Annotated in this window: 16 protein-coding genes; 10 read left to right on the top strand and 6 right to left on the bottom strand. The window is 39.6% G+C overall.

Annotated features, from left to right (window positions below; translation table 11 throughout):
* Positions 1-461 precede the first annotated feature (461 nt).
* Complete coding sequence (locus WAE64_RS24055; RefSeq protein ID WP_340240641.1) at positions 462-992, top strand: transposase; 531 nt, start codon at positions 462-464, stop codon at positions 990-992.
* A 122-nt stretch (positions 993-1114) separates the two neighbouring features.
* On the top strand, positions 1115-1306 hold the full coding sequence (locus WAE64_RS24050) for a hypothetical protein (RefSeq protein ID WP_340240639.1): 192 nt from the start codon (positions 1115-1117) through the stop codon (positions 1304-1306).
* 169 nt (positions 1307-1475) lie between these two features.
* On the opposite strand, the gene WAE64_RS24045 is transcribed toward WAE64_RS24050, so the two are convergent.
* A complete protein-coding gene (locus WAE64_RS24045) occupies positions 1476-2273 on the bottom strand; it encodes an arylamine N-acetyltransferase family protein (RefSeq protein ID WP_340240637.1) in 798 nt (265 codons plus the stop codon).
* Positions 2274-2488: 215 nt separating this feature from the next.
* Here WAE64_RS24045 and WAE64_RS24040 point away from each other — a divergent pair, with 215 nt between their 5' ends.
* Complete coding sequence (locus WAE64_RS24040; protein WP_340240635.1) at positions 2489-2857, top strand: hypothetical protein; 369 nt, start codon at positions 2489-2491, stop codon at positions 2855-2857.
* Positions 2858-3056: 199 nt separating this feature from the next.
* On the opposite strand, the gene WAE64_RS24035 is transcribed toward WAE64_RS24040, so the two are convergent.
* Positions 3057-4358, bottom strand: coding sequence for a Fic family protein (locus tag WAE64_RS24035; protein WP_340240633.1), 1302 nt, complete (start codon positions 4356-4358; stop codon positions 3057-3059).
* Positions 4359-4755: 397 nt separating this feature from the next.
* Here WAE64_RS24035 and WAE64_RS24030 point away from each other — a divergent pair, with 397 nt between their 5' ends.
* The 7 genes from WAE64_RS24030 to WAE64_RS24000 all read left to right on the top strand — a co-directional run bounded on the left by WAE64_RS24030 (position 4756) and on the right by WAE64_RS24000 (position 11941).
* Positions 4756-5121 (top strand): hypothetical protein, encoded by a 366-nt coding sequence (locus WAE64_RS24030; protein WP_340240631.1) that lies wholly within the window; start codon positions 4756-4758, stop codon positions 5119-5121.
* Between the two features lie 504 nt (positions 5122-5625).
* Complete coding sequence (locus WAE64_RS24025) at positions 5626-6540, top strand: SPFH domain-containing protein (protein ID WP_340240629.1); 915 nt, start codon at positions 5626-5628, stop codon at positions 6538-6540.
* Positions 6541-7193: 653 nt separating this feature from the next.
* Entirely contained in the window at positions 7194-7772 is a 579-nt protein-coding gene (locus WAE64_RS24020; protein ID WP_340240627.1) for a hypothetical protein, read from the top strand.
* Between the two features lie 53 nt (positions 7773-7825).
* Complete coding sequence (locus WAE64_RS24015; RefSeq protein ID WP_340240625.1) at positions 7826-8137, top strand: HPF/RaiA family ribosome-associated protein; 312 nt, start codon at positions 7826-7828, stop codon at positions 8135-8137.
* Between the two features lie 677 nt (positions 8138-8814).
* Positions 8815-8958: a hypothetical protein gene (locus WAE64_RS24010; protein ID WP_340240623.1), complete on the top strand. Its 144-nt coding sequence runs from the start codon at positions 8815-8817 to the stop codon at positions 8956-8958.
* 93 nt (positions 8959-9051) lie between these two features.
* Positions 9052-9966: a LysR substrate-binding domain-containing protein gene (locus tag WAE64_RS24005; RefSeq protein WP_340240621.1), complete on the top strand. Its 915-nt coding sequence runs from the start codon at positions 9052-9054 to the stop codon at positions 9964-9966.
* A 325-nt stretch (positions 9967-10291) separates the two neighbouring features.
* Positions 10292-11941, top strand: a complete 1650-nt coding sequence (locus WAE64_RS24000) for a tail fiber domain-containing protein (protein WP_340240619.1) — start codon at positions 10292-10294, stop codon at positions 11939-11941.
* A 661-nt stretch (positions 11942-12602) separates the two neighbouring features.
* Here WAE64_RS24000 and WAE64_RS23995 read toward each other — a convergent pair.
* The 4 genes from WAE64_RS23995 to WAE64_RS23980 all read right to left on the bottom strand — a co-directional run bounded on the left by WAE64_RS23995 (position 12603) and on the right by WAE64_RS23980 (position 15781).
* A complete protein-coding gene (locus WAE64_RS23995) occupies positions 12603-13769 on the bottom strand; it encodes a hypothetical protein (protein ID WP_340240618.1) in 1167 nt (388 codons plus the stop codon).
* 300 nt (positions 13770-14069) lie between these two features.
* A complete protein-coding gene (locus WAE64_RS23990) occupies positions 14070-14198 on the bottom strand; it encodes a hypothetical protein (protein ID WP_340240616.1) in 129 nt (42 codons plus the stop codon).
* A gap of 116 nt (positions 14199-14314) precedes the next feature.
* Positions 14315-14692: a hypothetical protein gene (locus tag WAE64_RS23985; protein WP_340240615.1), complete on the bottom strand. Its 378-nt coding sequence runs from the start codon at positions 14690-14692 to the stop codon at positions 14315-14317.
* A gap of 294 nt (positions 14693-14986) precedes the next feature.
* Positions 14987-15781 carry an SDR family NAD(P)-dependent oxidoreductase gene (locus WAE64_RS23980; RefSeq protein ID WP_340240612.1) on the bottom strand — a complete coding sequence of 265 codons (795 nt, stop codon included), beginning with the start codon at positions 15779-15781 and terminating at the stop codon, positions 14987-14989.
* Positions 15782-15895: the final 114 nt, after the last annotated feature.

Genomic DNA, 15895 nt, shown 5'->3' with positions numbered 1-15895 from the left:
TGTCGAATTTGGGGGGTAGGGAATTAGAATTTAGGAGATGAAAGCTTCCAGAAATTGTATTTCCCGTAGAGCCGTATTGCGATACGGCTCCTGTCGTAGAATATGTTTTTTACCACGAATTGGGATAAAATATCTAAAATTACAAACTATTTTGCTCATAATACATTCAAAAAACTAGATAGTCCTTTGAGCCGTATTGATTAGGGTTCAAGAAATAAGCGTTCTTTGAAATTGTATTTCCCGTAGAGCCGTATTGCGATACGGCTCCTGTCGGCGAATATGTTTTTCGTTAAAAATGGTATAAAATCTATCTATTTCTACGCAAAAAACAGATTTTACGACAGGAGCCGTATTGCAATACGGCTCTACGAAAAATGATATTTTTTTATTATGATTTTGTTGGAATTAATATGTTTTTGTAATTTGAAATAAAATTAAACTGTGACTAAAATCTTTACATTGTGGCTGAACTATTCAAGAATAAATACCGTATTCCTTCAGTACGTTTACAATCATGGAATTATGCAAATGAAGGTTTTTATTTCGTTACAATCTGCACTAAAGATAAAGCCTGCTATTTCGGTAATATTCAAGAAGCTACACTGAACCCAACAGAAATTGCCAGATTTGCCCATCAAGAATGGTTTAAAACCACTGAGTTGCGCTTGGATATGAATATCGAACTAGCCGAGTTTGTAATAATGCCTAACCATATTCATGGGATTATTATCATTGGTCGAAACGAATTTAATAAGGCAAATCATAACGATTTTAAGAGTCAGTTTAATTCTCCTGCCAAGAATCTATCATCTATTATTCGTGGATATAAAATTGCGGTAACAACCTATGCCCGAAAGAACAATATCGAGTTTGATTGGCAATCGAGGTTTCATGAACATATTATCAGGTCGGAGGACGATTATCTGAAAATTGCCAGCTATATTATCAATAATCCATCAAATTGGGGTAACGACCAACTGTATGAGAGTTGATGCCCTGTAATTTTATGAAGAGTAGTTTATGAAATGCAATTGCCTGGAGCCATCATAATTCCTAAATAAATTCCACAATAAATTCATTACCTTGCAGCATAATTACAGGTCTTGAAATCAGCATGAAAATCTTTCTTAACGTACTTAAATGGATAATTATATTGGCGTTGGCTGTACAGCTTACGCTTACTATCTCGCTCTTTACGAGCGGATACGAAATAGCATCCAGCCGCACATTCAATATCATTCGTGACACTACAATATTATTAGTACTTCTGGGTGGAGTGATTTATTGGAAAAGAAAAACGAAGTAATTGTCGAATTAAGAAAATAATTCAGTTCGATAGTTGAAATTGTGCAACATCGTGTAAAATAGTGTACATTGTGCCAATAAAAAACTAGCCACAATGTACCTAAAGTACGCAATGTTACACAATTAATAATCTTAAAACGAGTTGTCGAATTATATTCTCAATTCAACAATTACAAGATATAATTAAACATATCGGCCAGGCGGTCTTGGTATTTTTTTATGTCGATACCAAATTCTTTTTGCAGGCAACTTACCAAATCAATTTCGCTGCCAAACGTAAAAAAATGTCTGCCGCCGCTATCTCTTTGTAAAAACTTCTGGTTGAAAACCGTCTTGCGGCCTTCGGCAATCGGTTGGGTACAAATCAGGTTTTTCACAAAATGAGAATCCTCCGATGTCTGCTTTAATTGGCATTGTTCTGCAAATTCTTCAAGTGCCACGCCCGATAGCTTAAAGCGGTATTTTTCTTTAAAATGGTTCTCTGTGGCCGACATCAAAAGGCTGTAGGTTTCGCCGCCCAGGTGCTTCACCATAAAATAATTTAGTCCGTCAAATTGCACTATATCGGGCTTTATTTCAATCGGATGAACGAACAAATCGCCAAAGCCTACATCGAGCAACCAGTTACTGCCTTCATATTTTACATGAATAGCCATGTGGTCGTAGTCGGGGCCGGGTTCGTTGTTGTTGATAATCTGCGCCGAAATAAGGTTCGACTCATAGCCTAGCTGATTCAGCAGCCAGTTGAATAAAGTGTTGAGCTCATAACAAAAACCGCCACGCACATAATTAACCACTTTTTTGTAAATCGATTCTACATTAAGGGTGATAGGTATGCCCAGATGAATATCAAGGCACTCAAACGGTATGTTATATACGTGCGATTGGTGCAGCTTAAAAAGGTTAGAAATGTTTAAGGTGTCGAAATCAGGATAACTGATTCGAGCCAGGTAATTCTCGATTCGCATACGTGTGAATTGCGGTAAAAGCTAGTTTGTTGTTAATGAAATTATAGGTTCTTTAAGGGGTATAGATGATTTGCCGCCGCTTACCCAAAACTTGCGTATTTAAGCAGCTAATCATATAAATACAGACGAAACTATAACCCATAACGCTGTTGAAATAATTCCGCTGGCACGAAATTTTAGCTATTCAGAGCGTTAAAAAATTGTAAATTAAAGCTATGACAGTCAAATTTTCTTCTACTCAAATACTAGCAGGCGTTGTTATTTTGTTTATGATGCTGCTTGTGGGTATGCTTATTTATTCAATAAAATCAACAAATGAGCGATACCACAATTACAAACTAAATGCAATTATGGGCAGCCCCTACGAGAGCTATGCCAGGCTAACCAACAAAGATATGATGGGGGGCTTCGAGATTCAGTACGAGTTTAAAGGCAAGCCTTATGGCGAAATCATAAAGGTTAAAAAGAGCCTTTTCAAGAAATACCAACAGGGCGATAAAGTGCCCATTACCATATCAAGACACAAGCCCGAATTGGTAACGCTTACCAGCCAGTTGAAAGACTATGAGGCCGAGACGAATTGATTTTGTCTCGGCAGAGTCTCTCGTGTGTGCTTGCCTAAGCAGAGCAAGAGGACTCTGCCGCTTTGAAAAATTAACGTTATATCCAAAACGACCGAGTCCTCTTGCTCAACACTGGCTTTCGCACACGAGAGACTCGGTCGAGACAGAAAAATAAAAATTGCGAGATTCTCGAAAAATCTCGCAATTTTATAGATTGTTCTTAAAACTCATATTTCTTCATAACATCCTCAAACCTGTGCGATTTAATGAAGTTCTGTTTTTTCTTGTTTACTTGTATGGCCTCAACAAACCCTAGCTCGACAAGTGTCTTTAAATCGGTTCGGGCTGTGAAGTTTGAAATATTAAACCTCGATTCAACCTCTTTCGTCGTCAGGATTCTCTCATTATCATCATGAAAAATTTTAAGTAGCTGCGCCATTCTATCATTCACGCCAGGAATTTTCATGAATTTTGCTGCCTGAAAAACCTCTTTTTGCTTTCGGTTGATGTATTCCTTTAAGGCATCAAAGGCTTTTTCCATAGTTTTAATATGGTAAGTGATAAAATACCCCAAGTCTTTTTCATCTATCTCGGTGTACAAATAGGCTTTTTCGTATTGAACCTTGGTATCTTTAATGATTCTCGAAATAGACAGATATTCGGTAAGCCAATAGCCTTTCCTGAGCATATACCAATAAAACAATGCCCGTGCCGTGCGCCCGTTACCATCAACAAAAGGGTGAATCCAGCCAATCATAAAATGAATAATACAGCCTTTTATGATTGGATGAATAAAATCTTCGGTATCGTTATTGAAAAAATTGCACAAGTCTTTTATCAATCCGCCAATCTCTTCTTTTTTAGGCGGCGTATGCACTATTTCGCTATTGCTATGGTCAATAACATATATATCGTCATTGTCTCTGAACTTCCCTCCATCGGCCGCATTATCTAAAGTATTAATAGCTATTAGCCGATGAATCTCTAGTATTCGCTCAGGGCTTATGTCTTCGTTTTTATGTTGAACAATGTGTTTCATCGTAACATAATTGTTCATAATCATTTGTTCCGACTTAGTTCTTGGCGTTTTTTCTCGCTGAATCATCTCTTTTGCCTGCTTTCGGGTAGTATTTGCCCCCTCTATCTGGCTACTCGAAATAGACTCCTCAATGATTGAACTAATGATAAACTTATTTTTATCGCTCTCTGATATACCAATATTACTACTTAGTGTACCACCGATATGCATATCGAACTGATGCAAAGCTCGTTGCATATAATCGCTTATCATATAGCTGAATGTATAATCTCCAAACTTTAAATGATTGCTACGTGTCAAACGAAATAATTTTACTGCTTGCCACAATTCTTCGGGTGTGCAGTCTTTGGCTTTGTACTTTAGTTTATCCCAATAAAGGTATTCGTCCTGAAATTTCCTCATCTGTCCGTTAAGCTGAAGTTTGCTTATCAACTTAATTATTTCAGGCGAAAAAGATGAGAGAGAAGGAGCGGATTCTAGCATAGAATATTGTTTGTTGGAAGTAAAGAAAAATAAAAATTGCGAGATTCTCGCAAAATCTCGCAATTTTTATTTTCTATCGATGTGGAATCTTGTGCCGACAACTTGAAGCAAAAAGATATTTTAGTACACATAGCAACCGAGTCCTCCGGCTAGGCAATGGCTTCTGTTTCGGCAGAGTCTCTCGTGTGCGCTTGCCTAGGTAAAGCAAGAGGACTCTGCCGCTTTGCCTGCCTCTGTGTTAAACCCCAGCGACCGAGTCCTCTTGCCTAGCACTGGCTTTGGCACACGAGAGACTCGGTCGAGACAAAAACCTGTTTTATAGCTATATATTTGTAGGAATCGGTAATTTTCAGTAAATTGAGCGTAAGACTAAAAAGCAAAACCTACACGATATTTTATGATACCAAAAGAAAAAACGATATTCTTCCAGAAATCGAGAGGAATGGCTTATTTTATGATAGGCGGCCTAGTATTAGGCGCAATACTTGCCTTTTATCTGAAAACGCAAAGAGATACCTACATAGCAAGCATTAAAGCATCGCCGGCGCATACAAATGGAGTGATAGTGGCCAAGCCAACGAACAGAAAAACGCAAAGCCTAATGATTGACTACAAAGTAGCCGGATACACCCACCAACTAAAAACCCAAGTAAGCAACGAGCTTTTCGACCATTTTATGATTGGCGATAGCATAGCCATTGTCTACGCCAGCAATGCCCCTGAGAACGCTATGCTTGATGGTAGTGGATTGAGTTTAAAGTGATTGTGCTAATGCCGATTTAGGGAAGATTCAATCGTTCTGTTTCGGCAGAGTCTCTCGTGTGCGCTTGCTTAGGCAAAGCAAGAGGACTCTGCCGCTTTGCATACCTCTGTGTTAAAAGTGGAGGGAAAATTAAAGCAATTAAAGTTAGCTCACTATCTGATTTGGCAAGTATTTGCAGAAAAAACAAATATAATATGTGAATTATGTAATTATTTGCCAGAATGTTGTAAGGATTTGCAGATGAATTAAATGTAATTTTGTGTACATTATATAGTATCCTTACAAAAATAATAACACTCTCAATCCAAATCAATTGTCCGCTATATTTTAGTCTTATTCCAAAAATGCCAATAACTTATTATCAGCATTTTTTTTAAATAATATCAAGTCGAAAAATTATTTATTATCCTATATGAGCCAATATTCAGACACAAAAAACAATGAATATTAGTTTTCTAAAACACCTCATTTTTTTTTGTAAATATCTGATAATCAAACAACAATATGAACATACAAATATTATTAATCATCATAGGGGTAATCGTGTCGTTGTTCTTTTCCGGGGTAAATATTATACGGCCAACACATAGAGGTTTAATTGAAAGACTCGGTAAATATAACAAATTTGCTCATCCTGGGTTCTACTGGATTATTCCTTTCATAGATAAAATGTATATCGTAAATATTACAGAACAAATGGTGGATGCACAGCCACAGGAAATCATCACCAACGATAATCTTAACGCTAGTGTAGACGCTCAAATATATTTCAGGGTGCTTGAAGAAGAAAAAAATGTAAAAAGTTCTCTTTATAACGTTAACGATTACAAATTGCAAATTGTCAATCTTGCCCGCACTACTTTGAGAAATATTATAGGCACACTTACTTTAAGATCTGCCAATAGCGAGCGAGGTAAGATAAATGCCGAACTGCACACTACACTTAAAAATGAAACAGAGAGTTGGGGAATTATAATTGTCAGAACTGAATTAAAACAAATTGATCCGCCGGCCGATGTGCAGGAAACCATGAACAAAGTGGTAAAAGCAGAAAATGAAAAAATTGCCGCAATCGACTATGCTACAGCAGCTGAAACTGTGGCTGATGGCGTTAAAAGAGCCAAAATAAAGGAAGCGGAAGGCTATAAACGTGCAAAAGTTTTGCATGCAGAGGGTGAAGCAGAGGCCATAAAACTGGTAAATGTTGCGGCTGATGAATTTTTTACCGGAAATGCCCAACTATTGAGAAAGTTGGAGGCAGTTGAAAACTCCCTTATCTCTAATACAAAAATCGTCATTCCTTCAGGAACGGAACTGATAAACATTATAAGCGAAATGGCAGGGGCATTTCCTGTGCCATTAAAGAATAACACGAATAGCGATGGTAAACCCTTAATTATTAAGCCTTCAAAATCATAGTAGCGTCAAAATTAGAGTAATAGAGGTAAAAATGTTCTTTACTAATATTCTCAATATATCACCTTTTTTACCATAGTTGCTTTGCTCTTATTGGGGTGCTATAGCTTATAATACTTTTCTAATTCATTGGTTGTGCCGGGTACAGAGAATTCTTTGAATTTTAAAAAGTACAGAAATAACAATTACAAATTGATTTAAATCTTATTCGGCTAGCACAGGCAAACATACTAAGCCCTGAAAAAGCATTGGATAACATTTGAATGAAAACAGAGTTAAATGAAAGAAAAAGTAGTAGACAGTAAAAAACTCCATATATACCATATCATTCTTTAAACCCAAACGTTTTTTTCGACTTTCTAAACGATTGATAGTTGCTCGAAACAGAGTCTAACTGATATTTTAGATATACATGGGTTCGCTGCTTTTTGTTCGCAATCTAAAAGCAATTAAGAGTATGTTTAAAAATTGTATTTCGACCTACGAAGTAATCCGCGCGGCGTCCGCTTTTTTTACTACACTGCGTTGCATTTTTTCGATGTAGCTGCCGGCTACATCTGCAAAATACGCCCGCAGCGGCGGCCGCTTGTTTAGCAAAAAAATCTTTGCTTCTCGGTCAGAAAAACAAAATTTAAACACACTCTAAATATATTATTATGACAATGATTAAAACTGAAAGTAAAAAATATGGCTGGCTTGCACCTTTAATAGGTCTCTCTATTCTTATTGTATCGGTAACTTCTATTAGTTGCAAAAGCAAAGAAGGAGAGAATAAAGCCGAAATAGTCACAACTGATGCTTTGGATGTACATGAGAACAATAGTACAGTAACTGAATACATAGCGTTTGTGAGTAATGATAAAAACAAAATGACGCTCGACCACGCTTACACCAATGACGCACTTTTAAAGTTGAACGCTGCAATAAGTGCTATGGCTGGGGAAGTTGATTTTGATATTAAAGGCGATTTGGAGAAAGCGAAGGAATGTGCCAACAACATCACCAAAAAACCTTTTGAAACATCTCATGCTGACGAGATAAGAAAAGCTGCGGAAATATTATCGGGTATATTACAGAATATACAGATGGCAAAATATCCTTCTTTGTTAAAAGAAGCAGAGGCCGTTAAAAGTGCAGCAATGGATATTAATCCAGAAATACTTACGCTTGACCAGAGGGATGCCGTGAAAACATTCTTTGCTAAGGGAGCAGACATTCTTGGGAAAATGAATTAATATTACCTACAAATCAGTCTTTAAAATAAATTTTGTCATGTAAAAAAAATAGTATGACTATACAAATTAATACCGATAAAAACATTGAAGGGAACGAAAGATTCACGGAATATTTTACTTCCTTAATAGAAGATAAATTAAGCAGATACGATAAAATCACTCGCATTGAACTACATCTTTCAGATGAGAATGGAAGTAGAGATGGGCACCCTGATAAGAGATGCCTGATAGAAGCCCGGCTGGAAGGAAAACAGCCCATTGCGGTTACAAACATTGCTGATACGAATGAGCAGGCGGTTGAGGGAGCACTTAATAAACTGAAAACTTCGCTTGATACTGCGTTGGGTAAAATGAAAAATTATTAGGGTATATCATCGGATTTTATTGAAAAATATTTCTCTAATGGCATTGATTCTCTATATCAATCCATTGGCAAAATTCTTTCAGTTTTATCCGTTAAAACCATTTAGTTTTCAAATTTTAATACGGGTATATATGTTTTTATATAATAGGTTTTAAGCAAGGAATTTGTCAGTGTAATCTCCTACTGACAGCATTTTTGGCAAACATTTTTTTAAGCAACCACTTTCTGTTTCGGCAGAGTCTCTCGTGTGCGCTTGCCTAGGCAAAGCAAGAGGACTCTGCCGCTTTGCATGGCTCTGTGTTAAACCCCAGCGACCGAGTCCTCTTGCCTAGCACTGTCTTTGGCACACGAGAGACTCGGTCGAGACAAAATCGGTGTTTTTTCTGTTTCGGCAGAGTCTCTCGTGTGCGCTTGCCTAGGCAAAGCAAGAGGACTCTGCCGCTTTGCATGGCTCTGTGTTAAACCCCAGCGACCGAGTCCTCTTGCCTAGCACTGTCTTTGGCACACGAGAGACTCGGTCGAGACAAAAGCAAAACTACCTACAATCACCCCATTCCCAAATAAAATCCCATAAAACTAACTCTATTCCATAACTTTTAGTTATAGCAGATAAAAAACTATCGCTTTAGTATCGCTCATAAACCCAGTACATTTGTTGCATACAAAACGAAATGCACAATGGAACTAGCAGATATTAAGCCCGAAATAAGAAAAGACCAGCCGCTACTACTGAAATACATGACAATATTGTTTTTGTTGGTATCGGGCTTATCAATGTTGGGTTTGTTTCTCTTATCAAAAATCTATTGGACGGCCGCCTAAAGCAGCCTGTGCATAAAGCATTTGTTTGATAGTTTTTTGGAACTGAGCGCAATATGCAGTATATATGCCTTCGATTAGTATAAACACCACAATATGATAGCCATCGATTTCAAAATACAGGTTTTTATTGCAGCCGCCAGGCATCTCAATTTCAGCAAGGCGGCGCAAGACCTGAATATTTCTCAACCTGCCGTAAGTAAGAATATCCATGAGCTTGAAGTGCAGGCAGGGCGGAATCTTTTTGAAAGAAATGGCAACCGATTGCTTTTAACCGAAACGGGACAAATGGTGCTTAGTTATGCCCAGCAATTGACAGGCATTTATGAGCAAATGAACGAAAACCTGGGCATACTCGACGGCAAAACTGCCGGAGAACTCAGGCTAGGGGCAAGCACTACTTTTTCGCACTACATAATACCCACACTCGTTGCCGCATTTCATAATAAATATCCGTTAATAAAGATAAAAATATTACACGGTAACTCGCATCAGGTAGAAGAATGGCTGCAACAAAAAGAGATTGATTTAGGCATTGTTGAGGGGTTATCAGACAACGTATCGATGAAATACGAGGCATTTCTGAAAGATGAAATTGTGCTTGTGAGTCGCTACGGGAATCCGAAGGTAAACAAAGACGCCACTATTTCGGCAGCCATATTGCCAACGCTTGATTTTGTGTTGCGAGAGCAAGGCTCTGGCACTAACGAGATTATCCGCAAAGCATTGATGCAAATCGGTATAGGCTGGCACGAGCTGAATGTAAAGGCGATTCTGGCCAGTACCGAGAGTATCAAAAACTTTTTGTTAAGCACCGACTGCTTTTCGTTCCTTTCAATACACGCTATTGGCAAGGAACTCAAAAGCGGCGAGCTTCAGGTGGTAGACATCAACGGGCTTGATATTGAGCGTTATTTCTTCTTTGTACACCTGCAAGGCGTAATCGGCCGCCTGCCCGAAAGTTTCAGACGCTTTGCCATGCATTGCATTGCCGAAAATCAGCTTGTGTAAGAGCAAAACCTTACACACAGTTAAAGATGCTTTTAGCGGTATGTGATTGTAAGTTGCTGATAATCAATAATTAGACTTAATAAATATACGCAGCATAATACGCTTCATAAGCTATACTCAAAACCGTTTAGTAAATAATTTGTTTGTTTTTTGCTGATGCTTTTCTGATTTCAGGGCACTTCTGCCTAATTTAGAACACGATTCCTTTTTTGCTATTTCCATTCGGATAGTATAGCTAATTCCGTCACATCTTTTTTAAGCCAAACGGGCATTGTTCTGAAAAACAAGCTCGAAGTATCCTTTTTTAAATAAAACACAATTCTTTATGAAAAACAGACTTACTATTGCCATGCTTGTGCTTAGTATAAGCACCCATGCCCAGATTTCAACCTTTAGCGATGTGCGTGGGGCTATAACCATAAGCCCTTCAGGCATATCGGGTAAAGCCAACAGAGACAGCATGAGGGCCGACAACGTGGCTCTTGGTGCTTATGCCCTGCTAAACTCAACAGGTGGTAACAATACGGCCATAGGTATGGGTAGCCTGAGGTTAAATACAAGCGGAACCAACAACACCGCTACCGGTACAGATGCACTAGGTAGTAATACTACCGGTGGTTCGAATACAGCTTTGGGTAGCCTTTCGCTGAACAAGAACCTAGGAGGTAACCAGAATACGGCCGTTGGGTATTGGGCATTAAGCCTAAATACAGGGGGGCACAACAATACCGCTCTTGGGGCAAGTGCCTTGCTCAATAACCTGTCAGGCGGCAGCAATGTGGCTGCAGGGAGCGGCGCCATGATGCTTAATATGTCGGGTAGCCAAAATATCTCGCTTGGTTATCAGGCTATGTACAACAATCGGTCGGGCTTAGGTAATGTGGCTGTTGGTTACAGAGCTTTGTTTTTCAGTACTGTAAAGCACAACAATACTGCTGTTGGGCAGGAGGCACTCTTCAACAATTCGACAGGTTATTCTAACACCGCCCTGGGAAATAATACACTCAAAAGTAACCTGGGAGGCTACGAAAACACAAGCGTCGGCGACTCGGCCCTTTGGAGTAATACAAGCGGCTACGAAAATACTGCCTTGGGTGTGCGCTCGCTCATGAAAAACACCACCGGTATTGAAAACACAGCCATTGGGTTTCAAGCACTCCTAAACTCAACGGGCTATTCTAATACAGCACTTGGTAACTCGGCCTTGCTGCTTAATACCACCGGCTGGGCAAACACCGCCACAGGCAAAGACGCACTATATAATAACCTGACGGGCTTTGGCAATAATGCAAACGGAGAGCAAGCACTTTACAACAACACCACGGGGTCGCATAATTCAGGGTCTGGAAAAGAGGCGCTTACAAACACAACAACTGGTAGCTATAATGTGGGTATGGGTAACCGAACAGGCACAACCAACGTAATAGGTAGTTATAATACCTTTGTGGGGTTTCTTGCCGATGCCAGTGCCAGCAATCTTTCTAATGCTATGGCTCTGGGTGCTTATGCGGTAGTAAATGCATCAAACAAGGTGCGTATTGGTAGTAACAGCGTAACCGTAATTGAAGGGCAAGTGCCCTGGACCAACGTCTCAGACCGCCGCCTGAAAGAAAACATTGTGTACAGTTCGGCTCTTGGGCTTGAGTTTATCAGCAAACTCAAAACGGCGTCATACAATTTTATTGCTGACCCTACCAAAACCCGCCACGATGGTTTTATAGCACAAGATATTGAGGCAACAATGCAAGAGCTAAATATTCAGTTCAGCGGCTTAAAAAAAGCCGACGATGGCACATACTCGCTGGCCTATTCTGACTTTGTGATGCCTCTGGTAAATGCCGTAAAAGAGCAACAACAGCAAATACAAGCCCAGCAGCAGCAAATAGAAACCCTGCAAAAGCAACTGGCTCGCATTGAAGAACTGGAAAAAAAGCTTGAACTGATAGCCACCAATACTATTACAGAAAAGCAGTAGTGCTGATAGGTGTTTAAAGAAGAATAACTGAGATTATGTTGCTGTATTCTTGAGTATGGGCGGCATTTTAATTAAAAAATAAGCCAGACGAGATAGACCTCATCTGGCTTAAAATAATTACGTTTTTATTCAACACTATTATGTCGTTAAAATGTTATAGTTTTTTCATCCCCACGCTGTGGGCTTCCTGAATTCTTTTAAATGATGAAGCTATACAAGGATTAAAAGGGTTTGGTTACACGTGTACAAACACCAGAAAGTTTTACGATATTTTGTAAAATATTCGTTTTCATGGCTTTCAAGTTGATTGAATTATCACACCCTAAAAAATCAAGTACAAATTCTATTTGCACAATACGGATATAGAATTAAACTTTCTCAAATGTATAAATATAATTCAGGTATTCATAGGTTTTTTTATTAAAAGGTATAATTATTTATTGAGCGGATGGTGGAAGTAAGTCTTTTTAAAGTAAGAGTATGTTTAAATTTTGTTATTCTGACTGAAAAGCAAATGTTTTTTGGCTAGACAAGGCGTCATTTTGCAGATGTAGCCAGCAGCTACATCGAAAAAATGCAACGCAGTATAGCAAAAAAAGATTGCTTTGCAGGTCGAATCATAAATTTTAAACATACTCTAAAATACAATTTACAGGCATAATTACTTAACAAACGTAATCCCGTCCATGCTCTCGAGCCTTGCTATAATGCCCCAGCCGTAGAAATCGTTGGCGAGTGCTATTAATACTTCGTTTTCGCCTTGTTTCAGGTTCAGATTCACTTTCGAATTTTGCAAAGAAATGCGCCCCTCTGGATATTTACGCATAGGGTGTATGAGGTAAAAATTCTTATCCAGAAACACCATCTGCTTGTTCAGAAAAACCCATACTTCGTCGCTAAAACCCAGTTGCATTAGCATTTTCTGGTCTTTTTCGCTCTTAATCTTGGCTTTAAGCCATATTACCTTGCGTTTTTCATTATTGCCAAATTTGCGGCTCAGATTTATTAAGCCCTCTCTTTCGGCCGAAATAGACTCAGTAAAAGTTTCGGGTTTAGGTAAATCAATAGGGCTTACTTCGGTAAGCGTAGGTAATTCGGCAGGGGCATTTATGACCCAGTTTCTGATATAATTGGCATCGTGGTCGGTTAAATCGGGGCCTTCAAAGGCTGGTAAATCTTCTACCACATTTGGTTTTAGCTGAAAGTTCGTTACCACCATGCCGCCATCAATGGCTAGTGCACCCTCTTGTATATTACCCTCCAGTTTCGGAATCTGTAAGGCGGGCTTTTTCATATCGTTTACATAGACCCGCATTTGTTGCCCCGAAATCACCATTTTCAGATGGTTGGTTTTGCCTTCTTCAAACCACGCCGGGCCTTGATAATTTGGGTACATATCCCACATATTCACGCCGTTCAGAATCGGACAATACTGAATACCATCGTTTGCTCTAGGATTACCCGGCCGACCTCTGATGTAAAAAATCTCGGTATCAAACTTCTCAATGTTAGCCCTGAAATACACCGACGGCGACGACATCAGGGTCATGGGTGCGCTAGGCTCAAAATCAAATTCAATAGTGCCATCTTTAAAAATCACGTCTTTCAGCAAAACAGCTCCCTGATTCCCCTGTATGATGCGCATGGCTTGTTTGCCATCTTTATCAAAAAACTGAACTTTGTCCGGCTTAAACTCCCACTTGTCGGGGCTCAGGCTAATGGTGTAGTCGGTTGGTGTTGGCAGCTCTTTTGCCGCTTTGTTTTTGTTCTTTTGGGCTGTTGCAGCCATAGTGCCTATGCATAGCAGGGCAAAGATTAACTTTTTCATATTTGCTTTATTTTTTCAGCAAATAAAGATAAACGGCACGTTTTGGGCTTGTTCAAAGTGATTCAAGTTGGTTCAAGTTGTGGGCGTGGGGCATAGGGGTAAGGGCAGAGGGGTTAGGGCAGAGGGGGAAAAGTTGAATAGTATCTGGGAAGAGGGGGCAGGGAGAAATAAAGAGGCTGTCTTAAAAGAAAATAGCACAAAAGAATATTTGGCAAGGTAGAGACCTCACTCCCCAACGGCAGCGGCCGATCGTCCCCTCCCCACAGTTGGGGAGGGTTAGGGTGGGGTCATTTCCAAATATTATTTGGTACAAAAAACTTTTGAAACAGCCTCATAAAATGCAATCAATGTTTTATCTATCAAAACCTTAATTCTGCTGGGGGCGGTAGGCAATGCCCATTTGCGTTGTGTATGTTTCAGACTTTCCATTTTCTTAAATGTTTTGGGTGCCGAATTTTATTATCCCAAAAAACAAACAGGTTGCCTCAAAACTTGTTCGGGGCAACCTGTTTTATATTCTAAATATTAGAATGCAATTTTATAGACTATACATCCTGAATCTCAGGTTTGTTTGTATCAGTCTGCGGCTCAATCTCTGGTCGGTTGTATCTGCTATCCTGGCCTGCGTTGTCTCTATCGTGGTCATTTCTGTCTCTGTTCGACGGACCGTTGGCATCATATTCACGACCTTGCTGACCTTGGCCTGAGCTATTTTGTTGGCCTTGTTGAGGCATATTTTTATTGCCACCTTGTTGGCCTTGGTTCCAGTTTTCCTGGCCTTGCTGACCCTGACGGTTAGCATCTTGTTGACCCTGATTCGGGTTGTTTTGTTGGCCTTGTTGAGGTGCATTTCTGTTACCTCCTTGTTGTGTCGACGTGTTTTTATCTTCGTCTCTGCGCTGGTTGTCTTTTTGATTTTGCATAACTTAAAATAATTTAAAGTTTATACTCCTGCCCTATAAGCTAAAAAAGCCATGCCAGCTTTCAGTTGGCCAATTTTGTAGCAAAATTGTTCCCTATTTTAGTTTCACGTCCCGATAATTACCCAAGGTTGGTGCATTCTTGCCTCGCCGTTTTAGATAAAAATCAGATTTTATTGTATTTTTATAATCTGTTTCTATGTAATTGGCTTGGGCCAAATCATAATTTTTAAAGATACGCTACTAAGTGGCAGGGTTAACAGACACTTGCGTATGCGTATTAAAAATGGCTTATGCTTATCCTAAAGTCTTCAATATTCCACCGTCAACACGAATCGATGCGCCGTTGGTAGCTGCTGCTAGTGGGCTTACATAAAAAGCTACGGTGTCGGCTATTTCTTGTACATCGGCAAAGCGTTGCAGCAAAGAAGCCGGGCGGGTTTCTTTAAAGAAATTCTGCTCAACTGCATCGGTTGTGGTATTGCCAGCCACCGAAAGGTCGGAGATGAAGCCCTCAACACCCCTCGATTTGGTTGGGCCGGGCAAAATAGAATTTACCGTTACGTTGGTGCCTGCCGTAAGTTGCGCCATGCCCTGGCTGATAGCCAACTGAGCGGTTTTTGTCATGCCATAGTGTATCATTTCGCTCGGAATAGCAATGGCACTTTCGCTCGAAATAAAAATAACACGGCCCCAGTTTTTGGCTAACATTTTCGGGAAGAAGTGGCGGGCAAGGCGGATACCGCTCATTACATTTATTTCAAAAAACCTCAACCAGTCTTCATCGGGGATTTCGGCAAATGCTTTTGGTTCAAATATACCCGTGTTGTTTATCAGAATATCAACTTCTGCCAGTTGACTAATCAGGTTGTTTACTTCTTCGACCTTGGCGAAATCGGCTGCAATGCCCGATACTTTATCATTATTGCTAAGGGTTTTCAATTCAGCCACGGCTTTATCGACACTGGCTTGTGAGCGGCCGTTGATAATAACCGTTGCGCCTTCGTTCAATAATCGTTGTGCAATGGCAAAGCCAATACCGGCAGTTGAGCCACTGATAAATGCTGTTTTATTGTTTAATTGTAAGTTCATGATGTTGTTTTTGTTTAGTGAATTATGTCTGAACTTTGATTTAACGGTCAGCCGCGATTTCTATGATTCAAACAAGTGAAAAAGTATAATTTTCGTTATATTTTTGATTTTTGT

The organism is Emticicia soli (assembly GCF_037860775.1).
Classification (GTDB): Bacteria; Bacteroidota; Bacteroidia; order Cytophagales; family Spirosomataceae; genus Emticicia; species Emticicia soli.
The sequence above is the reverse complement of the archived record's forward strand: the minus strand, read 5'-3'. Positions and strand labels throughout refer to the sequence as shown.